At 62.5% G+C, this 20,120-nt stretch carries 16 protein-coding genes and 1 pseudogene; 12 read left to right on the forward strand and 5 right to left on the reverse strand.

The annotated features are described in order from the left end of the window. The 5 genes and pseudogenes from sdhB to NCR98_RS23930 form a co-directional block, all read left to right on the forward strand. Positions 1-84: pseudogene (gene sdhB / locus NCR98_RS23910) on the forward strand (succinate dehydrogenase iron-sulfur subunit); the annotation flags it as partial. Positions 85-443: 359 nt separating this feature from the next. Then, entirely contained in the window at positions 444-2,876 is a 2,433-nt protein-coding gene (locus tag NCR98_RS23915; RefSeq protein ID WP_250527511.1) for a glucose/quinate/shikimate family membrane-bound PQQ-dependent dehydrogenase, read from the forward strand. A gap of 75 nt (positions 2,877-2,951) precedes the next feature. After that, the gene (locus tag NCR98_RS23920; protein WP_284503936.1) at positions 2,952-3,983 is read left to right on the forward strand and encodes a porin; all 1,032 of its coding nucleotides are present in this window, start codon (positions 2,952-2,954) and stop codon (positions 3,981-3,983) included. A 192-nt stretch (positions 3,984-4,175) separates the two neighbouring features. After that, positions 4,176-4,592, forward strand: coding sequence for a rubredoxin (locus tag NCR98_RS33375; RefSeq protein WP_284503456.1), 417 nt, complete (start codon positions 4,176-4,178; stop codon positions 4,590-4,592). Between the two features lie 164 nt (positions 4,593-4,756). Beyond that, the gene (locus tag NCR98_RS23930; RefSeq protein ID WP_250468137.1) at positions 4,757-5,155 is read left to right on the forward strand and encodes a hypothetical protein; all 399 of its coding nucleotides are present in this window, start codon (positions 4,757-4,759) and stop codon (positions 5,153-5,155) included. Between the two features lie 15 nt (positions 5,156-5,170). Here NCR98_RS23930 and NCR98_RS23935 read toward each other — a convergent pair whose 3' ends face one another. Next, positions 5,171-6,334 carry a GNAT family N-acetyltransferase gene (locus tag NCR98_RS23935; protein ID WP_250527513.1) on the reverse strand — a complete coding sequence of 388 codons (1,164 nt, stop codon included), beginning with the start codon at positions 6,332-6,334 and terminating at the stop codon, positions 5,171-5,173. A 300-nt stretch (positions 6,335-6,634) separates the two neighbouring features. Between NCR98_RS23935 and NCR98_RS23940 the strand changes: the two genes are divergently transcribed. Further along, complete coding sequence (locus tag NCR98_RS23940; protein ID WP_250511118.1) at positions 6,635-7,213, forward strand: DUF1993 domain-containing protein; 579 nt, start codon at positions 6,635-6,637, stop codon at positions 7,211-7,213. Here the strand turns inward: NCR98_RS23940 and NCR98_RS23945 are convergent. Continuing rightward, positions 7,208-8,074 (reverse strand): LysR family transcriptional regulator, encoded by an 867-nt coding sequence (locus NCR98_RS23945; RefSeq protein ID WP_250494336.1) that lies wholly within the window; start codon positions 8,072-8,074, stop codon positions 7,208-7,210. The genes NCR98_RS23940 and NCR98_RS23945 overlap by 6 nt on opposite strands. Positions 8,075-8,191: 117 nt before the next feature. Between NCR98_RS23945 and NCR98_RS23950 the strand changes: the two genes are divergently transcribed. Continuing rightward, entirely contained in the window at positions 8,192-8,770 is a 579-nt protein-coding gene (locus tag NCR98_RS23950; protein WP_250527514.1) for a DUF4865 family protein, read from the forward strand. Positions 8,771-8,845: 75 nt separating this feature from the next. On the opposite strand, the gene NCR98_RS23955 is transcribed toward NCR98_RS23950, so the two are convergent. The 3 genes from NCR98_RS23955 to NCR98_RS23965 form a co-directional block, all read right to left on the reverse strand. Continuing rightward, positions 8,846-10,018 (reverse strand): acyl-CoA dehydrogenase family protein, encoded by a 1,173-nt coding sequence (locus tag NCR98_RS23955; RefSeq protein WP_250527515.1) that lies wholly within the window; start codon positions 10,016-10,018, stop codon positions 8,846-8,848. A 150-nt stretch (positions 10,019-10,168) separates the two neighbouring features. Beyond that, positions 10,169-12,025: an AAA family ATPase gene (locus NCR98_RS23960; protein ID WP_250527516.1), complete on the reverse strand. Its 1,857-nt coding sequence runs from the start codon at positions 12,023-12,025 to the stop codon at positions 10,169-10,171. 328 nt (positions 12,026-12,353) lie between these two features. Further along, positions 12,354-14,780, reverse strand: a complete 2,427-nt coding sequence (locus NCR98_RS23965) for a two-partner secretion domain-containing protein (RefSeq protein WP_250527517.1) — start codon at positions 14,778-14,780, stop codon at positions 12,354-12,356. A gap of 691 nt (positions 14,781-15,471) precedes the next feature. Here NCR98_RS23965 and NCR98_RS23970 point away from each other — a divergent pair. Genes NCR98_RS23970 through NCR98_RS23990 form a run of 5 tightly spaced genes read left to right on the forward strand, consistent with a single transcriptional unit; the run spans position 15,472 to position 20,078 of the window. Further along, entirely contained in the window at positions 15,472-16,716 is a 1,245-nt protein-coding gene (locus tag NCR98_RS23970; protein ID WP_244830228.1) for an urea ABC transporter substrate-binding protein, read from the forward strand. A 14-nt stretch (positions 16,717-16,730) separates the two neighbouring features. Beyond that, positions 16,731-17,603, forward strand: coding sequence for a branched-chain amino acid ABC transporter permease (locus NCR98_RS23975; protein ID WP_250468144.1), 873 nt, complete (start codon positions 16,731-16,733; stop codon positions 17,601-17,603). Then, positions 17,600-18,643 carry a branched-chain amino acid ABC transporter permease gene (locus tag NCR98_RS23980; protein WP_244830230.1) on the forward strand — a complete coding sequence of 348 codons (1,044 nt, stop codon included), beginning with the start codon at positions 17,600-17,602 and terminating at the stop codon, positions 18,641-18,643. Before NCR98_RS23975 ends, NCR98_RS23980 begins: the two co-directional genes overlap by 4 nt. After that, the gene (locus NCR98_RS23985; protein WP_250511124.1) at positions 18,640-19,365 is read left to right on the forward strand and encodes an ATP-binding cassette domain-containing protein; all 726 of its coding nucleotides are present in this window, start codon (positions 18,640-18,642) and stop codon (positions 19,363-19,365) included. The genes NCR98_RS23980 and NCR98_RS23985 overlap by 4 nt, the downstream gene beginning before the upstream one ends. Further along, a complete protein-coding gene (locus NCR98_RS23990; protein WP_244830232.1) occupies positions 19,362-20,078 on the forward strand; it encodes an ABC transporter ATP-binding protein in 717 nt (238 codons plus the stop codon). Before NCR98_RS23985 ends, NCR98_RS23990 begins: the two co-directional genes overlap by 4 nt. Positions 20,079-20,120 lie beyond the last annotated feature (42 nt).

The following is a 20,120-nucleotide window of genomic DNA, read 5'->3' on the forward strand; positions in this document are numbered from 1 at the left end:
TGCGTCGACGTGTGCCCGAAGGGGCTCAACCCGACCAAGGCGATCGGCAAGATCAAGGAATTGATGGTGCGCCGCGCGGTGTAGCGCGATGGCGTAACAAGCATTGACGACTGCCGAAGCTGAGCGTGAGCCAGCTTCGGCAGTTGTCGTTTGAGAGCTAGCTCAAGCGCGCAAACGTCCCGTCGAAAAGGGACAGATACTGAGAGTAACTAAGCACATTTTTAACTATCCGGTTAGAATATCGAGATCGAACAGGTGCCGTCGTCGGCACCGTTAATCGCCATGCTCCCCGCATGGCGTTGAGAAGGGCCATGCCGCGCGCAACCCTGCGCCGTGCAGCAACGCTTCGTCTGCAAGCCTGTTTCGCCGATGCGTTCCCATCCAGCGTACCGAAGGCTCTATCCTTCGCGACCGACCGCGCCCGAGCTTCTTGGAGAAAATAGATGTCTACGAGTAATACCCGTGTTTCAGCCGCGCTGAGAACCGGTTGTGTGTTGTTGGGGCTCGCAATGCTGGCCACGGGTCTGGTCTTCGTTGCAGGCGGCGCGAAGCTCGTCTTGCTGCACGGCAGCTCGTACTTCGTGATCGCTGGGATCGTGATCGCCGTGGCCGCGGTGCAGTTGATGCGCGCGCGGTCTTCGGCGGTCATCGTGTATGGCGTGGCGTTCGTCGGCACGCTGATCTGGGCCTTGATCGACGCAGGCTTCGATTTCTGGCCGCTGGTGTCGCGTCTCATGTTGCCGACGGGCTTCATGGTGCTCGCGTTGCTGCTATGGCCGTCGTTGCGCAAGCATGAGAGGGTGACGCCCGCGTCGAAATGGGCATACGGTTTGAGCGCGCTGTTTGCGTTGGGCATGGTCGTCACGTTCGTGCAGATGTTCGAACCGCACGACCCGGTCGCCTTCGAAGGCACGGCTGCGCCGCTCGCACCGCTTGCACAGAACGACGCGCAGAAGAATTGGAGCAACTATGGCAATACGCCGGGCGGCAGCCGTTTCGTGGCGCTGAACCAGATCACGCGCGACAACATCAAGGACCTGCATGTTGCATGGACTTTTCATACGGGCGACGTGCCGGTGAGCCCCGGTGGCAACGGCGCGGAAGATCAGCAAACGCCGTTGCAAGTGGGCGATCGCATCTTCATGTGCACGCCGCATAACAACGTGATCGCTGTCGATGTCGACAGCGGCAAGCAAATCTGGAAGCGCGAAATCAATGCGCAGGCGCAGGTGTGGAACCGTTGTCGCGGCCTCGCATACTTCGATGCCACGCAAGCGCTTACGCAGCCTTCGGTCGCGGGTTCGACGCCCGTGATCGCGCCGACGCTTGCATCGGGCGAAGCGTGTCAGCGCCGCATCCTGATGAACACGATCGATGCGCGCCTCGTTGCCATCGATGCCGATAACGGCGCGCTCTGCGAAAGCTTCGGCGACCATGGTTTCGTGAATCTTAAAGCAGGCCTTGGCGCAGCGGATGACCCCAAGTATCAGCTTACTTCCGCGCCGACGCTTGCAGGCACGACCGTGGTCGTAGGCGGGCGAGTAGCGGATAACGTGCAGACCGACATGCCCGGTGGCGTGCTGCGCGGTTTCGATGTCATCACGGGGCAAATGCGCTGGGCCTTCGATCCGGGTCATGACGATCCCAACGCGCAACTCGAGCCGGGTCAGACCTTTGCTCGGAGCACGCCGAACTCGTGGGCGCCCATGTCGTACGATCCCGCGATGAACACGGTGTTCATCCCGATGGGCAGCTCCTCGGTGGATCTCTGGGGCGCGAACCGCACGGCTCTGGATCATCGTTATGCCACGTCCATCCTCGCGCTCGATGCCACGACGGGCAAGGAGAAGTGGGTCTACCAGACGGTGCACAACGATTTGTGGGACTTCGACGTTCCCATGCAGCCGAGCCTGATCGACTTCCCCGAGAAGGATGGTTCGACCAAACCCGCCGTGGTCTTCGGCACGAAGTCCGGGCAGATCTTCGTGCTCGATCGGCTTACGGGTCAGCCGCTCACGCGGGTCGAGGAAAAGCCCGTCAAGAAGGGCAGCATTCCCGGCGAGCAGTATCCCGATACACAGCCGTACTCGGTCGGCATGCCGCGCATCGGCGCCGATACGCTGAAGGAATCGGACATGTGGGGCGCCACGCCTTTCGATCAACTCATCTGCCGAATCAGCTTCAAGTCGATGCGTTATGACGGTCTCTTCACGCCGCCCGACACGGACATCTCGCTGAGCTTTCCAGGCTCGCTCGGCGGCATGAACTGGGGCAGCCTTTCGACCGATCCGAATAGTCATTACATCTTCGTGAACGACATGCGCCTCGGCCTCTGGGTGCAGATGATTCCGCAGAAGACCGACAACGTGCAGGCCAGCAACGGCGGCGAGTCCGTGAACACCGGCATGGGCGCGGTGCCGCTGAAGGGCACGCCTTACGCCGTCAACAAAAACCGCTTCATGTCGCCGCTCGGTATCCCTTGTCAGAAGCCGCCTTTCGGCACGCTTTCCGCGGTCGATCTGAAGACGCAGAAGATCGTATGGCAAGTGCCTGTGGGCACGGTGCAGGACACGGGTCCCTTCGGTATCAAGATGGGGATGAAGATGCCCATTGGCATGCCGACGCTCGGCGGCACGCTGGCGACGCAGGGCGGCCTCGTGTTCATCGCGGGGACGCAAGACTACTACCTGCGTGCCTTCGATAGCGCGACCGGCAAGGAGGTATGGAAGGCGCGTCTGCCGGTGGGAAGTCAGGGTGGACCGATGAGCTATGTATCGCCGAAAACGGGCAAGCAGTACGTGCTCATCTCGGCGGGCGGCGCGCGACAGTCGCCGGATCGGGGCGATTATGTCATCGCCTATGCACTGGATCATTGAGTACGCGCCGTTGCTTGGTTAAAGTGACGGCTTCTCTTCGAGCCTGTCGGCCTGGCGCGTCAGCACAACAACAATATGCGTCTTACATCTCTTTCGGGCCGCTGTCTGGCCCTGACCCTGCTAAGCACGTTTGGCATGGGCGCTACGGCGGTTCATGCGCAGAGCGCCGTGACCTTGTATGGAACGATCGACACGAGCATCGAGGTGACGAATCCCGGTTCAGGGTGGACGCCGCGCATGGATTCGGGCGCGTATCGCGGTTCGCGCTTCGGCATGCGGGGCGCCGAACCACTGACTGGCGACACGCGTCTCCTGTTCGATCTCGAAAGCGGCTTCAGTTCCGCTGACGGGACGCTTGCGACCGCAGGCACCTTGTTCAATCGTCAGGCATGGATCGGCTTCGGCGCGCCGTGGGGCGAAGTGCGCATGGGGCGTCAGTATTCGCCAATCTACATTCCGTTCAAGGGACAACTCGACGCCTTCGGTGCCGGGACGATCGCATCGGGTCTCAACAACCTGTCGAAGATCACGCCTTATACGGATAACGGCATCACGTATCTGTCGCCGGACATTCACGGCTTCACGACGACCATCATGTTCGCCTTGCGCGATGCCGGCGCGGGCAATGGCTTGTCGGGCAATTACGAAACCTTCGCGTATCGCAACGGGCCGTTCCGTATTGCTTACGCGCATCAGGACACGCAGGGCAGCACAGGGCTACGTTCGAATCTGGGTGGCGTGTCGTATCGCTTCGGCAAGACGACGGCGTTTCTCAACTTCTTCAATGGCGATGGCGGATCGCCGCGTTATCACGACGACGGCATGTCCGTCTCGATGCGCTACGCGTTCTCGCCGGCTCTGCGCGCATCGCTTGGTTATGCTTATGCGCGCGATCGATCGGGCGGCGACAATAACGCGGACCAGTTCAGCATTGCGTGCGAATACGATCTTTCGAAGACATTGATGTTCTACGCGACAGGCGCGATGCTGCGTAATCGCGGCGATGCCACCTTCACCTTGCGCGGTGTGAATGTGACGGGGCTTCCGGCCGCGTATCCGGGTGCGCCGATTCGCGGCGTGCAGATCGGCGCAATCGAGCGATTTTGAGCGGCTCCAGGCGGCTTTAAGCGACGCTAAGCGGCTTTATCGAAGTGCGTCGATCAAACCGCGCAACGCGACGCGCAACGGATCGTCCGATGTCGGCTTGCCGACGAACCTCATCGCGGGCGCGCATGTCAAGTCAGGCATCGAAATTCAGCAGCATTTGGCCTATCCGAAATAAGAAGTCGAACAGAATCCATGTACAAAAAAGGCGCGGCACTCGAATTGCAGTTTGCTCCGGCTCGTTTGAATAGCGGCGCTGGCGATCCCTACTGGATCGATCTGACCGTGGAAGAAGCGCGACGTCTTCATGCCGAACTCGACGCGTACCTCGCCGCCGATCGCGAGCGGGGCGCAGACCCGCTGGTGGTCACGCTCGACCGTGGCGCAGAGGACGAGACGCTCAAGGACGAGCAGCCGCCAGCGGCACGCTCCCACGTCGAATCCGAATTCAAGCAATGGGTCTGCGTGATCTGCGGATGGATCTACGACGAAGCCACGGGTGATCCTGAACACGGCGTTGCAGCCGGCACGCGCTGGAGCGACATTCCGGACGACTGGCGCTGCCCGCTGTGCGATGTCGGCAAGGAAGACTTCGCGCTGGTCGAGTTCTGAAAGACCTTCGTTCGTTTCATCGAGTTACCGAGTTGCCGAGTTGCCGAGTTACCGAGTTGCCGAGTTGCCGAGTCGGGGGCGACCTTGCATCGGCGCTTGTCCGTGGTCTGTCGCGGTGGAAGGTATCTGCGATAATCGGCGCATTGCATCGAGACCTCACCGCCATGCATCCATTGCTCAACGCCGCAGCACTCGCAGAACTCGCGCAAGCCGCCGAAGATCGCGCGCGGGGTGTCGTATGCGACTGCACGAAGACGGCCCTCGATGGCTGGCAATCGCAGCCTTTATCGCTAGACGAAGCGGCGCTCGTTCAGGTCGGCACGCTCATGCCGCCGGATGATCCCGAGCCGACTTACGCGGAGTATCCGCCGGGGAATTCGCAATACTGGTCGGCGGAGGCACCTATCGCGCCGCGCTACTTTCCGTATAACCGCTGCGACGTGTGGGAATGCTCGAAGTGCGGCAGGCTTTATTTGCGTTATACGGAAGGCGGCGGTTATTTTGTCGATCGTCGCATTCGCGCGCTCAAGGCGCGTCTCGTGGAAGACGCCGCGCTTGAATAAAGCGCGCGGTGCGACTCATCCCTTGCCGCGCGCGGAAGCGCTTTCCCCCTCGGGCGCAGGCGTTCCCTTCGATGTCCCTCGCGCCGCGCTGACGAGATCGCGCAACGTCCGCACGACACGGTAGCCGATCAATCCCCATGTCGTATTGGCAATCTGCATCGTCCATGCATGGCTGCCGTTGTTGCGGCTCCAGTAGGTCTTGAAGCGCTCGGAACCCACGCCGAAGTCGATGTCATAGCGCTGCTCGAAGGCCCACTTCACGCTGTGTTCCCATGCAATGGAGCCCGGTCCGAACCGGCCGTATTCCGCATTGAATCCCGCGATAACGGCGTTCGCCATCGGATTGCCGTGACTCATGATGACCGCGGCCATTGGCTGGTCGTCGAGTGTCACCATCATGAGTCGCGCGGGCGGTTCCTTGTCGGACGTCTCGCCGCGGTAGGTGAGCGTGGAGATGAGAAAGCGTTCATAGTACGGCGAAAACAGCCATTTTCCGCGCTTGCCGACACGGTCGCTCCAGCCACGCTTGGATTCGAGCATCCAGCGCACGTAGCGCGCGATTGCTTCGGTATCCGATGTATTGACCATACGAATACTCAGTGCGCCTTCCTTGGCCAAGCGACGTTCGAGCTGACCGGGCTTCTTGCCGAACATCGTGCCGAGCGAACCGGAGAACGTCTTCCAGTCGCTTTCGTCGCGCAATTTCGCTATCCACGATTCATGTCGCGACCGGCCGAGAATATGCCGCTCCGCCGACGCAATGCGATGCAACTCCGACCCTTCGTTCATATAAGGCAGGTGGATGAAATCCGTCTTGAAGCGTTCACACGCAATACGCCATGCGCGCTCGATCAGCGCCCGTGCGTCCTGACCGTCCTCGACGAGCACGCTGGTGTAATCGCCGGCATCGGGGCTAAGGGGCAGCAGATACGTCCACAGTGCGCGTCGATAAGCAACGAGCGGCCACACCAGCCGAAGCTCGCCGTTCTCGCGCAAGACGATGCAGCGCAACTTGCGGCGTCGCGGTTTGGCAACGTGGAGCCACGCAAGCAGACACACATCGAAACGCTGGAAGTAGCGGCCCTGTGCTTTCAGCCAAAGCGTCTCCCATTCGTCCTTGAGCGCACGCAAGCCAGGCTCGTCGCAGACGAGTTCGATTCGTATCTCGGAGTCGCGCATCGGGTCGCTCTTGACTGACTGTCCATCCTTGAATATCCCACGACTTCAGAGCGACTTAGGTTCGGGATCGCTCATAGGTTTTCATGATTTGCGCGCCGTCGCGCAGACCGTAAGGTTAGAGTAATTTAGGCGTCAGATTGTCGATGCTTTGCCGAAGCGATGGCGCATGTATCGCACGACATGCAAGCGCTCGACGATGAATCGCATGTAAGCGTTTGCGCACCGCAACGTGCATGTGCGAGGGGGAAGCCCGACGCGCGAGGCGTATATGATGGCAGGGTCTTACTTCCGGGAGCGACCATGCAGCCGACTACCTTGCTTGTCCCCACTTTCACGCAAATGCTGAAAGGACTTGCCGCCTGGCTCGACAAGGCCGACGCGCATGAGAAAGCGCGTGGCATGACCGCCGATGCATTGCTGCCGTTGCGTCTCGCGCCCGACATGTTTCCGCTCGCGGCACAGGTGCGCTTTGCCTGCTTTCAGGCGCAGGAGCCGGTGCATCGTCTGCTTGGCGCGGCGCTGCCCGATGCGCTGATAGCGCTGCGCGCGGAAGGCGCTCATTCGAACGAGCAACCCGGCACTTTCACAGATGCAAAAGCCTGCATAGCGGATGCCATCGGCTTTCTGTCGAACGTCGCCCCGAACGCATTCGATGAAGTAGGCAGCCGGCCCGTCGCGCTCGATCTTCCCAACGGCGTCGTCTTCGATATGACTGGCGAGCAATACGCGCGCGACTGGGCGCTGCCGCAGTTCTATTTCCATATCATGACGGCCTACGCGATCCTTCGTCATCATGGCGTGCCGCTTGGCAAACCCGATTACGTGGCGCACATGCACGCGTACATCAGGCCAGGAACGCTGCCGGGCGCGAATTCATGACGCAGGGTTGCCATATGCCGTCGAACGAATTGCTGCGCCAAGCGTGCGCAGCGTTTCGCGCGCTTGCCGGTCGGTGAGACTGGAGTACATGACGACATCGCGTGCGGGCAGCGGCGGCAACTCGAAGCGCGATCCGACATCGATCGTTCCCTTCGGCGTGACGCGTCGTCCGAGCGCGGCAGCTGCCAGTCCCGCCGATACCGCCGCGCCTATCGTGCCCAATCCGCCGCCCACGAACACTTCCGTCCACGCGATGCCGGCTGTATCGAGTGCATCGATTGCCATGCTGCGCACGCTGCACGGCGGAGGCTGAGTCGCAAGCCGCAGCGGCTCGCCATCGCAATGCTGAAAGTCGGGCGCGGCCATCCAGCCGAACGCTTCCTCATGAATGGTCTCGCCGTCCAGACGCCGGCTGTCGTGGCGCAGAACGACGGCGGCATCAAGCAGGCCTGCGTCGAAATCCTCGAGCAAGTCGCGCGATGACGCGATTCGCATCTGCAGCACGACGCCCGGTTCCGCCTCGCTCACGCGCCGCAGCAAAAGCGGCAGTTCCGTACCGACGATATGGTGGCCGATACCGATCGCCATGCGGCGAGTTCCAGCGCCGAATGAACCGAGCGCGCCCTGATGCGCGGCAAGCAGCGCACGCGCCGGTTCGAGAAACGCGCTGCCTTCCGCCGAAAGACGCACGAGCCGTGGCGTGCGTTCCAGCAGCCGGCGCGCGAGGCTATCTTCCAGACGCTTGATCTTCAGGCTGATGGCGGATTGCGTGGAATCCATCGCCTCGGCCGCGCGGGTGAAGCTTTTGAGGTCCGCGGTGAGCACGAATGCCTGCACGGCCTCGATATCGAGAGTCTTCATGGTCATTCTATTTTCGAATCATTGAAATATCGATTCATATCGTTTTCAAATGATAGGGCGATGGGTATTCTGAATGCAAGCTTCTTCCACGCTCGTTCACTCTCGAAAGGATCGATTATGCTGCTCGCTCAATATGCTCATCGTCTCCCGGCCGATTACGACACCGGCATCATTCGCGCGCGCGCTAAAGAACGCGGACCCTTGTGGGACGACTTGCCCGATCTGCACTTCAAGGCGTTCCTGCTGCGCGAGAGCGGCCGTCATGGCGCGCTCGAAAACACTTATTCGTCGCTTTATCTGTGGCGTCGTGACGAGGCCTTCGGGTCCTTTCTCGTCGATGGCCGCTTTAAGACGGTGACGGACAGTTTCGGACGGCCGCGAATCGAAACGCGCTTCGCGCTCGATGCCGCGAGAGGCCCGGCACGCATCGCACGCTTCGTGTACAAGGAAGAACTGGCTGTCTCACCGGACATGGATTTGCAAACGGTGTTCAAGGCGGAGATCGAGCGCAACCGGCAGACGGCCGCCGAGTCGCATGTGGTCAGCGCGGCGGTCGGTGTGGACGCACAGCAGTGGAAGTTGACGCGCGTAGTGGTGAGCGAACGCGAGCCCGTTGCAACGGGCAAGGCGATCGCCTACGAAGTGCTGCATTTCGCGACGCCGTTGCTGCACGAGCTGGAATCGGCGAGCCGTTGATGATGCGCGAACCGGCGTATGGGCCGTGGCTCATCTTCGCCGTCCATATGCTGGTTTGTATCGATGGAAGCCGGACTATGAGTAGAACGATGGCGTCGGCATGCGTCCGTTGAGCGCCCACTCGCCAAGCTCGCGCACCTTGTAGTCGATCGGATCGTGCAGCGTATGCACGCGCACGTTGCGCCAGAAGCGGTCGAGTCGTAACGCGGCGGCGGTCGATCGCGCGCCGGTCACGTCGAACATGCGATGCGCTACATCGAGACCCGCACGCGCCGCCGCCACACGCGATGCCGCCACCGCGACGGCCACGTCGCCGCGTTCGTCTTCGGTGAGCGCGAGGCCGCGTTGCCATGCGGTATCGAATTCATGCATGGCGCGTTCGGCAAGGAGCCGCGCGCTTTCGAGCGCGAGCCAGAAGTCGCCGTAATGCGCGAGCACGTATGAGTCTTCGCTCGGGCGCGCCGCCGGCGATGCGATCCACGGACGCGTCTGCGCAAGCGTCGACTCGCGCGCCGCCTGCAGCGCGCCTTCGCCGATGCCGAGATAAATGTGGCTCAGGATCGATTGCGCGAGCAGCGGCCTTAAGCACGCGAACGGGCTGGAGAGCGGGCCGGGATCGTCGAGCAGTTCGTCGGCTGCGACTTTCACCTGATCGAAGCGCACCGTGCCGCTATCGGTCTGGCGCTGTCCCATGTTGTCCCAGTCGTCGAAGATGGTGATGCCTGCGCGCTCAGTAGGCACCACGCCGATCAGAAGACGTCCATCGGACTTGAATGCGGAAGCGAGAAGCCGGTCGGAGTCGGTGGCGCCGGAGCAAAAGCTCTTGCGGCCGTCGAAGATATAGCCGTTCGCGCCGTCCGCTTCAGCGCGTGTGCCCTGATCCAGCGGGTTGAGCGCGTTGCCCCAGAACCATCCTTCCTCGATGGTTTGGCCGAGCCACTGGCGAATCTGCGCGTCGCGGCCGAAGAGGCGGATAGTCGCGAGTTGTAGATGATGAAACGCGAAGAGATGCGCGAGCGAGCTATCGACTCGCGCCATGCGTCGGACGACATCGAGCGTCGTGGACCAGTTCGCGCCATCGCCGCCGTATTGTTCGGGCACGCTCAAGCGCAGCAGGCCGCTTTCACGCAGGAGACGGCGCTCGTGCAAAGCGGTGCCGCCGGCCTTGTCGCGTGCGGCGGCGGTTTGCGCCCATTCGCGCAGCAAGGCTTCGAGGGTTACGCTCAAGGCATTGTCGATGTGGGTCATGCCGGTGTCTCCCGATAGCGTTTCGCCATATGCGGGGACACGAGCGTATCCCGGCGCTTCGCAAGGTAACGCACGATAGCGCGCCGGGCAAGTTATCGCTTGACAAGAGCCTGCTTTGCGGATGACTTCTCGCGTGAGCTAGGTGCCGCACTACGCAGCCAATGCCTCCACCACCTCATCGACTTCGGCCAAGGCAGCCGCATGCTCGCGAATCAGCCGATAAACCGTATCACCCGGCACCGTCTCATCCTCCAGCAACTGCGCGGCAATCGCGCGCAGCACGGGCTCGTTCGCGCGCAGCAGCGCGTAGCAGGCATCGTTCAGATCGTGCAGGAGCCGATTCGCGTGTTCGATCGCGTTCTTGAGCTGCAAGCCCGCATACTGCTGCGGCAGCGACGCAAGACTGAAGAGATCGCCGTCCGCGTTGAAGCCTTGCTTCGACACCATGTCGAGACCGATGCGCGATGCTTCCTGAAGATCGTGCGCCGCGCCGCTCGATGCTTCGCGGAACATCAGCAGTTCCGCATTGCGCCCACCGAGCAGCACCTGAATCTCGTTGCGCAGTTCGGTTTCGCGGTACAGGTGCTTGTCCTGCATTTTCGTGATCAGCGCCACGCCCAGCGCGCCGCCGCGTGGCAGGATGGTGACTTCTTCCAGCACGCCCGTGCCGAGCAGCGCGGCGACGAGACCGTGTCCGGCTTCGTGAACCGCGATACGCTTGCGCTCGCTCTCCGACAACGCACGCTCCGCACCGTTGATGTCGCCGATGCGCGCAATCTTCACCGCTTCCACGAAATGCTTTGCACCGACTTCGCGCTCGCCCGCCTTGCGCGCGACGAGACCCGCCTGATTGACGATCATCGACAGCGTGGCCGGCGACACGCCGGTAGTCAGACGCGCGAGCTGATCGAAGTCGATATCGTCTGGCTTCGTCTTCAGCTTGGCCGCATAGAAACGCAGGATCTCGGCGCGATCCGCGAGATCGGGCAGCCGCACCTGAATGGTCCGGTCGAAGCGGCCCGGGCGTCGCAACGCTTCGTCGAGACTGTCCGGATGATTGGTCGCCGCGACCACGATCACGCCTTCGTTCGAAGCGAAGCCGTCCATTTCCGCGAGCAACTGATTGATGATGCGGTTGCTTTCGGCTTCCACCGGACCGCCGCCGCTATCCGTGCGCTTGCCGAGCCCGTCCGCCTCGTCGATGAAGATGACCGTCGGCGCGTTCTTGCGCGCCAGTTCGAACAGATGCTTGACCTTCTGAATGCCCACTCCGTAATACTTCGCGCTGAAGTAGCTGCCCGTGATCGCGATGAAGTTGGCGCCGCATTCGCCCGCGAGCGCTTGCGCGAGACGCGTCTTGCCGACGCCGGGGCCGCCCGTCATGAGGACGCCGCACGGCGCGCGCACGCCCATGCCGGTGAATTGCGCGGGTTCGGTGAGCCACGCCTGCACATCGGCGAGCGCCGCCTTGGCTGCACCCGCGCCGATGACGTCGGCGAAACGCAGCGTCGGCGATTTGGCGAGCAGACGCGCGCCGCCTCGCATTTCGCGGCGCATGAACCAGATCAGACCGCCCATCATCAGCATCGGCAAGAGCAAGCTCAAGGCGTCGCGCACGAGGTCGAACCGGTCGGTCCAGCGCGCCATGCCCGTGCGCACGTTGACATCGGGAAGCCAGACCAATTGGTAGGGCGACGCGTTGCCTGATTTCAGGTCGCCGAGCAGCAGGGCGTTGGAGAAGGCGCCGTTATGATCGGCGACGAAGTATTGGTCGGCACGAAGCGTCGAGACGAGGATGGCGTCGCGGCTGACGCCGATCGCGGCGACGTCGTGTTCGCGGATATCGCGCATCATCTCCGAGACGTCTTTTTCCCGATGCGTCCACGGCGACGCATCGCGGCGCATCTGACTCGCGACGCCTGCCACCGTCGGCGTAGTCTGCGTAGCGGCCGGTTCATCGCGCGAAAGCAGCACGCTCACGGCTGCCACGAGCACGGCTGCGGTCATGCCACACGCGATGAAGCGGCCGATGCGCGACCGTAGCAGTTTTCTGAGCCTATCCATTAAACATGTCCTGAGGGGCGCGGCGAGGCGGCCGTTGTAGCTGTCGTGATTCGATCTGACGAGGCGCTTGCAATGGAGCGCGTTACGCACTGTGCGAGCGCTCGAGTGACGCGTGTCGTACTCAAATTTAATGACGGCAGAGGGCGCGCCAATCTTTAGTGGCGGCTTGAGGCGGGAAGCTACAGCGCGAGGGCGGCTTCGGTAAAAATGGGGAGTTGCGGGCTGCCGGGCAGCTTGCGTCGTGACGTCACGGCGTTAAGTCGCTGACCACTCAGAACGGCTCGGTCTGCCACCGCAACACAGGATGCGTCGCTCCCGCGGGCATCGCCCAGACGCCGTTCGTGCCGAAGTGATATGTCGGACCAAAACTCGCTGTTTGGCTCATCTGGGCCGTGGTGCGTCCTTGCGAGGCGGGAACGGTATTGCCCACGGTGACGCCCGCCGGCGCGCCCGTCGTTTGCTTGTTCCAGTACACGTCCTTGCCGATCACACCATCGTTCTCGAAGGCGATTCCTGCAGGCGCCGGTCCCTGGCCCGCCTGCACATTGTCGATCACCGCGCCCGTGGCGAACGACTGCGTGATCTTGCCGGTCGCCGTGTTGATCCGCACGAGCGCGCCCGGCGCCGATGTGCATACGCTCGCCCCGAATCCGCAATAGTTCGGGCTGAACGTGGCGCTGCCCGTGGCGTACGACTGCGTGATCGTGCCCGCGTTGCCATCGACGAGTCCGCCCGCGCCGTTTGTGTGGGCATAACCCTCCGCGTTACCCGTGGCGTACGACTGGCTGATCACACCGGTCACGTCGTTGGCGGCAACGAGGCCGCCTGCATCCGCGTCCGCGGACACGTTCGCGCTGCTCGACGAACGAGCGATCAGGCCGGCATTTTCCCCCACGAGGCCGCCGACACTGATCAACGATGCGCCGGCGCTGCCGCTCGAATGCGCGTTGACTATGGTGCCTTGATTGAGGCCCGCGAGCACACCTACAGCGCCGAAGAAAGCGCCCGTGCCGTAGGCGCCGCCATCCACGTTGATATTGCGCACGACACCCGTCGTGCCGATGACGGCGAACATTCCGCCCGCGACGTAGTCTTGCGATCCGCAGCATATATCGGTCGCGTTGCTGTTCAGATTCGTGACGGTCCGACCCATGCCGTCGAATTGTCCGGTGAAGGGCGTGGCGACGCTGCCGATTTGCGTGCTGTAGCCGAAGGCCGAACGGTTCGCCGCAATGTCCTTCCCGAGCGCATAGTTACCGGCCAGATCGAGCACGACGTTATCGAGATCGGCAGGCGTATTGACGAGCTTGTATGCCGTCACCTGACCGACGAGCCCGCTGTAGACAGGCGCCTTCCACGCCCCGTTCGCGCGGATGGTTCCTCGCGTGAAGCTGCCGGTCATGTCGTAGAACGCGCTGACGGTCCCGGTGCTTTTCGACCAGTCGACGGTGCCGCCGTTCTTCACGCTGCCGCCGTTATCGATAGCCGATGCATCCGCGCGCAGCACGACGCTGCCCGAGCCCGCGTTGCGCAGTGTCGTATGAGGCGCAATCGAGACGTTGCGATACCCCGCGAGCGTGAGACCGGCGGCGCCTTTCCACCGCATATCCGCCGATACGGCCAAGTCACCGCTCGTCCCCTGTCCGCCCGTCGTGGTCAGCGCAACCGAAGTTCCCGCGCCGAGGCTATCTTGCAGCGCGTGCGCCGTGGCTGACCGTACCGTGATCGATGGCGTCGCGATGTTCCACTGCGCGGCGTGCACTTCGGCGTTGTCGCCGAACGCGAGTTGCGCCGCTTGCGTATCGACCGTGCCGCCGCTGCCATCCGCGTTCTTCGCCGTGACGACCCCACGTTGCGTGACCTTGCCGTCGCCTGCGACCAGCCAGACGTGGCCATCGCGCGTGGCCGTGCCCGTCGCACGCACGCGCGTGCCTTCGCCCGCGAGCGCGTAGACGTTGCCATCGGCGGCTTGCAGGTCGATCTGCGCGGCGTCGATGCGCCCCTTGTTCACAATCACGCCGTCGCTGCCCGTCTGCACGAACACCTGCTTGCTGCTCTTCGAATCCTGCAGCAAGACCTTTTCGCCGACAGCCAATTCCGCCGTGCCTTTGGGCGCCTTCACGCTGCCGGCATTGACGACTGCGCGTTGCGCGATCAGGAACACGTCGCCGCCGCTCGAACTAATGCTTCCGAGATTGATGACGAAGCCATCCGACTTGCCCGCCAGGGTGAGCGCGCCGCTGTTTTTCATGAAAGCGTCGTTGGCGACGTCCAGCGTCGAGGCGACGAAGCGCCCGCCCGTAGTGATGACACCCGAAGGCCCCACGACGATGCCCTGCGGATTGATCACGTACAGGCTGCCCGTGGCGCTCAGGCGTCCGAGGATCTCCGAAGGCGAGCCGCCGGTCACGCGGTTGAGTGTCGCGCCCGTGCCGTTGTTGAACACGACCGCATTGCTTGTGCCGATGGAAAAGCTCTTCCAGTCGATGACGCCGCGCGTCGAGCCTGGCTGCGTGATGACGAGTTGACCGTTCTGCCCCGCGATGCTTCCCGCGCCCGCCGCATAGTGGCCTCCCTGCGGCAGAACACCGGCCGCCATCGCCGTTTGACCGACGATCGTCGCAGCGAGCGATACACCGAGCACAAGCGGCACGAGTCTCGAAGAAGCACGGAGGCATTGCAGCGAAGGCGTAATCATGGACGTTCCTTTCCACTTGTGGCGCATCTTCACGACGAACGACGCTTCGCCGTTGTTACTTCGACAACCGGTTCCCTGTGAAAGACGACGGGCGCGGTTCGTTCGCCGCGTCAGCGGGCGGGGCGGTCGCCGGCATGAATCGTGACCGTGCCGTGACGATTAACTGCACCAGGGAAGTGGGTCGAAAGCAGGCATCGGGAATACATCGGAATGCTAGGTATTCCTGGTCTGATCGGAATGCCCGAACGTTCGTCGAGCGTGGCAGATGTTGCCTTTGAATATAGTTTGGATCACGAGATTATTCAACTTGGCGGATACCCGTCATGAGGCTCGATGTTCGATGAATGTCGTGTCGTGTTGGCCTTGAACGCAGCATTGCCGACACGCCGCTGTCGCTCCGAGCCGCCTTCGCTCCAACCACGCATCGCGACGCCGACATCGTCGAATTCGAACGCAAGCCGCGTTCGCCCTTGAGGGGCGGACACACCGCGCGCAGGGCCTAGAGCGCTCGGCCTCTTGCGAACCGATGAGCCGACTTGCGGCCATCGCGTCGAATGACGTCGATTCCTCATACCAAGTCGATGCCCGATTTGCCCGTTCTGTGGTTTTTATTGACAAATAGTTTGCTTTATTTTGGCTTCGTACACTTGAACCGGGCAGATCAAACACATCTCGCATGCGGAGCGGACAGATGACAATGGAATCCGGATCACGTCGTAAAGCGTTGAAGTTCGGTGCGGCGGCAGCCGTCGGCGCGCTGGTCGGGCCTTACGTGACCCGTAGCGCACAGGCGGCCGAACCGATCAAGCTCGGCAGCCTGCTCGACGGAACCGGTGCGCTCGGCCTCGAAGGCCGTCGCATGATTCAGGCAACCGAATTCGCCGTCAATCAGATCAACGACAAGGGCGGCCTGCTTGGGCGTCCCATCAAGCTGATTGCCTACGACACACAGAGCAGCATCCAGCTTTACACGCAGTACGCGCAGCAACTCGTCTTGCAAGACAAGGTGGACGTGATTCAGGGCGGGATTACCTCGGCGTCGCGCGAAGCCATCCGGCCGATCTTCGATCGCAGCAAAACGCTTTATTTCTACAACACGCAGTACGAAGGCGGCGTGTGCGACCGCAACGTGTTCTGTACCGGCACGACGCCCGCGCAGACGGTGAATCATATCGTCGACTACGCGATGAAGAACTGGGGCAAGAAGGTCTATATCATCGCCGCCGACTACAACTACGGTCATATCACCGCAAGCTGGATGACCAAGTTCGTGAAGGCCGCGGGCGGCTCGGTGGTCGCTACGGACTTCTTTCCGCTCGATGTCACCAATTTTTCATCGACGATCAGCCGCATTCAGGAAGCCAAGCCCGACATGGTGCTCTCGGCGCTCGTCGGCGCGAATCACGTCGGCTTCTATCGGCAATGGGCGGCGGCCGGCATGAAGTCGAAGATTCCGATCGGCGCGACCGTGTTCGGTCTCGGCGACGAACTCACCACCATGGATGCCGCGACGACCGACGGCATCATCACCTGCTTCGGGTTCTACAACAACCTCGGCACGCCCGCCGCCGATGCCTTCGTCAAAGGCATGCAGGCGAAATACGGCCCGAGTCTGACCGACCTCGGCGAACTCGATACCGCGACGTACGAGGGCATCATGCTTTGGGCGGAAGCGGTGAAGAAGGCCGGTTCCGTGGAGCAGGCGAAGGTCGTGGCGGCGCTCGAAACGGGCATCACCATCGACGGGCCTTCGGGCAAGGTCAAGATGGACCCGGCCACGCATCACACCATTCGCAACGCTTATCTCGCGCGTCCGAAGAACCAGAAGTGGGAGATCCTGCAGACTTTCAACGACCAGTTCCCGTCCGATACCGGCGGTGCGTGCGACCTCATCAAGTCGCCGCGCACCAACAAGCAGTTCACGCCGCAAGTCTGAGCGGAGTCGAAGCGATGGCAACGGATCTCGTGGGATTGCTCGCCTTCAACGTGCTGACGGGCATCGCCACGCTCGCGTTGATCACGATCGGGCTGGGCGTCATCTACGGCATGATGCGCATCATCAATCTCGCGCACGGCGAGTTCATGATGCTCGGCGCATACACGGCGGTGACGGCCAGCACGGCCGGGATCAACATCTGGATCTCGATGCTGATCCTGCCGCCCATCGTGGTCGGACTGTTCGGGCTGCTGTTCGAGCGCGTCATCATCCGCTTTCTCTATGGCCGGATGATGGACACCATGCTCGCGACCTGGGGTATCAGTCTCGGGCTGATCGGGCTCATTACGTCGATCTTCGGCAACGTCATCAAGTCGGTGCCCATGCCCGTGGGCAGTTTCTCGATCGGGCAGTATCACGTGAGCGCCTATAGCCTCGTGCTGATAGGCGTCTGCGTGGTCGTGATGGTCGCGATGCTGCTGCTCCTGCGCAAGACGCGCTTCGGCCTGATCCTGCGCGCCACCATGCAGAATCCGGCGATGGCCGCGTCGCTCGGCGTGCGGCCGTCGGCGGTGTACATGGCGACGTTCTCGCTGGGCGCGGCGCTCGCGGGACTCGCGGGCGGCGTGCTCTCGCCGATCTCGGGTGTATCGCCGGGCATGGGTGCCGCGTATATCGCGAAGGCGTTCATCACCGTGCTGGGCGGCGGTCCGGCGATCATCGCGGGTACTGGGCTCGCGGCGGGGCTCTTCGGCTTCATCAACGAGATCGTGTCGTTTCTGTCGACGCCGGTCATCGGCGACATCGCGCTGCTTGCTTCCGCGGTGCTCCTGATCCGCATCCTGCCGCAAGGCATCACTGGTCGATTCCTGAGGCGCAGTTCATGAAATCGCTTCGTCTGGGCGGCGCGGGCGCCGTCATCATCGTCGCGCTCGTCGTCATGTTCGCGTTGCCGAAAACCATCAGTGCGTTCGGCGTGATGCAGGCCACGCTCTTCGCGGCCATGGCGGTCTACGGCTTGAGCCAGGGCTTCGTGTGGGGCTACGCCGGCATCCTCTCGTTCGGGCAGGCGGCGTTCCTCGGCATCGGCGGCTATACCTATGCCATTGCCGCCATCAATCTCGGCGACACCACCGTTTCCGCCGCGCTCGCGATCGTCGCGCCCATGCTGTTCGCGGCCTTGCTCGGCTACTTCATGTTCTTCGGGCGTATCAGCGATGCGTATATCGGCGTGATCACGCTCACCGTGTCCGTGATCCTGTTCGAGTTGATGAACTCGACTTCGGGCAGCCAGTATCACATCGGCGAAGCGGTGCTCGGCGGCTTCAACGGCATCCCCGCCATACCCGTGCTCGCGCCGCCCGGCGCGCCCGACGAGCCGCTCGATCAGATCGGCGTGTGGTATGTCGCAATGGGCACGCTCATCGTGGCGTATGCGCTCCTCAAGTGGATACTCGCGTCGCGCTTCGGCCGCGTCGTCGTGGCGATCCGCGAAAACGAAACGCGCGCCATGCTGATCGGCTACGACCCGCGCGTCTTCAAGCTGCTCGCGTTCGTGACGGGTGCGGGCATCGCGGGGGCTGCGGGCTGTCTCTTCGCCAACTGGGGCGGCTTCATCAGCCCGACCGTGTTCGCGCTCACGATGTCCGCGCAGGTCATCATCTCCGTGCTGATCGGCGGGCTCGGCACGCTCATCGGGCCGATTCTCGGCGCGGTCGCGATCCAGTATCTGATCAACGTGGCGGGCACGCAGCATGTAATCGACCCGAGCCTCGGGCTTGGCATCGTGCTCGTGGCCTTCGTGCTGCTCGTGCCGCAGGGCGTGGTGCCGGTCGTGCGCTCGGCGATGTTGCGCGTGTTCAGCTCATCGAAAGAAGTCAAGGCCGTGGCGCCCAACGCGGCGGCCAACCCGGAATCACGCCCATGAACGCGCTTCCTCCGCTTCTTCAGGCCAAGGGCGTCACCATGCGTTTCGGCGGCGTGACCGCCGTGCGCGAGGTGGACTTCTCCTTGCGCGAAGTCGAACTGCGCTGCCTGATCGGACCGAACGGCGCCGGCAAGAGCACCTTCTTCAAGATGCTCACCGGACAGCTCAAGCCGACCGAAGGCAGCATCCACTTTCGTAACAACGACGTGACCGGCAGCAATCCGCATCAGATCGCGCGGCTGGGCGTGGGCATCAAGACGCAGGTGCCTAATGTCTTCAACGGGCTTTCGGTGCGCGAGAACGTGTTCATCGGCGCGGGACGCAGGAAGTCGATAGCGCAGGCGCGGCGCATCGTCGATGAAACCCTCACGCGGCTCAAGCTCGACAGCATTGCGAACCGTATCGTGGGCCAGCTCGCGCACGGTCAGCGTCAGTGGGTGGAGATTGCAACGGTCCTCGCGCAGCAACCCGAACTCATCCTGCTCGATGAACCCGCCGCCGGCATGAACCACGACGAAGTGCATCGCACGGCGGAGCTGATTCAGGAAATCAACCGCACGCAGGCGCTCGTGGTGGTGGAGCACGACATGCAGTTCATCCGCATGATCGCGCGCACGGTCACGGTGTTCTCGCAAGGCGCGGTATTGGTGGAAGGTTCCGTGGATACGGTGCTCGCCGATCAGCGCGTCAAGGACGTTTATCTCGGGAGGCGCGCGGCATGAGCGACACGATTCTCTTCGAAGTCTCGCAACTCTGTTCGGGCTACGGGCGCATTCCCATTCTGAATCAGGTCAATTTCACGGTGAGGGAAGGCGAGCGCGTCGGCATTCTCGGGCATAACGGCATGGGCAAGACCACGCTTTTGCGCACGCTCACCGGCCATTTGCCGACCACGGCGGGACACGTGCGCTTCAACGGCGCGGACATCACGCATCTGTCGGCGACGGCGCGGGCGAAAGCGGGCATCGGCTATGTGCCGCAAGGGCGCGAGATCTTCCCGCAGCTTTCGGTGATGGAGAACCTGCGTGTCGGATGCTTGTTGTCGAAGCGCGCGGAAGGCGAAACCATCGAGGACATTCTCGGGCTCTTTCCGCGGCTCAAGGCTTATCTCGACCGGCCGGGCGGCGCGCTGTCGGGCGGCGAACAGCAATTGCTCGCGCTCGCGCGATGCCTGTGCGGCGGCCCGAAGATCATCTTGCTCGACGAGCCGACCGAAGGCATTCAGCCTTCGATCATCGATGAAATCATCGACACGTTGAAGAGCGTGGCCGAAGCACGCAGCCTGACCGTGCTGCTGGTCGAACAGAACCTCAACTTCATCGCGTCGCTGTCCGAGCGCATTCTGATCCTGCAGAAAGGCACGGTCACGCGCGAGATTCCGCCCGAGATCGTCACCGATCCCGCCATGCTCGACGAGTTCGCGGGCATTGCCTGACGCGCCTTCCTTCCGCCAATCCATAAGCAAGCGATCAAACAT

It is taken from the genome of Caballeronia sp. GAWG2-1 (assembly GCF_023631405.1).
In the GTDB taxonomy this organism is placed as follows: Bacteria; Pseudomonadota; Gammaproteobacteria; order Burkholderiales; family Burkholderiaceae; genus Caballeronia.

Coding starts and splice junctions, on each gene's coding strand:
- NCR98_RS23940 (WP_250511118.1), top strand. CDS start 6,635: ATGCAGCCGACTACCTTGCTTGTCCCCACTTTCACGCAAATGCTGAAA.
- NCR98_RS23980 (WP_244830230.1), top strand. CDS start 17,600: ATGAAATCGCTTCGTCTGGGCGGCGCGGGCGCCGTCATCATCGTCGCG.
- NCR98_RS23955 (WP_250527515.1), bottom strand. CDS start 10,018: ATGACCCACATCGACAATGCCTTGAGCGTAACCCTCGAAGCCTTGCTG.
- NCR98_RS23950 (WP_250527514.1), top strand. CDS start 8,192: ATGCTGCTCGCTCAATATGCTCATCGTCTCCCGGCCGATTACGACACC.
- NCR98_RS23915 (WP_250527511.1), top strand. CDS start 444: ATGTCTACGAGTAATACCCGTGTTTCAGCCGCGCTGAGAACCGGTTGT.
- NCR98_RS23920 (WP_284503936.1), top strand. CDS start 2,952: ATGCGTCTTACATCTCTTTCGGGCCGCTGTCTGGCCCTGACCCTGCTA.
- NCR98_RS23945 (WP_250494336.1), bottom strand. CDS start 8,074: ATGAAGACTCTCGATATCGAGGCCGTGCAGGCATTCGTGCTCACCGCG.
- NCR98_RS23930 (WP_250468137.1), top strand. CDS start 4,757: ATGCATCCATTGCTCAACGCCGCAGCACTCGCAGAACTCGCGCAAGCC.
- NCR98_RS23965 (WP_250527517.1), bottom strand. CDS start 14,780: ATGATTACGCCTTCGCTGCAATGCCTCCGTGCTTCTTCGAGACTCGTG.
- NCR98_RS23935 (WP_250527513.1), bottom strand. CDS start 6,334: ATGCGCGACTCCGAGATACGAATCGAACTCGTCTGCGACGAGCCTGGC.
- NCR98_RS23960 (WP_250527516.1), bottom strand. CDS start 12,025: ATGACCGCAGCCGTGCTCGTGGCAGCCGTGAGCGTGCTGCTTTCGCGC.
- NCR98_RS23990 (WP_244830232.1), top strand. CDS start 19,362: ATGAGCGACACGATTCTCTTCGAAGTCTCGCAACTCTGTTCGGGCTAC.
- NCR98_RS23985 (WP_250511124.1), top strand. CDS start 18,640: ATGAACGCGCTTCCTCCGCTTCTTCAGGCCAAGGGCGTCACCATGCGT.
- NCR98_RS23970 (WP_244830228.1), top strand. CDS start 15,472: ATGACAATGGAATCCGGATCACGTCGTAAAGCGTTGAAGTTCGGTGCG.
- NCR98_RS23975 (WP_250468144.1), top strand. CDS start 16,731: ATGGCAACGGATCTCGTGGGATTGCTCGCCTTCAACGTGCTGACGGGC.
- NCR98_RS33375 (WP_284503456.1), top strand. CDS start 4,176: ATGTACAAAAAAGGCGCGGCACTCGAATTGCAGTTTGCTCCGGCTCGT.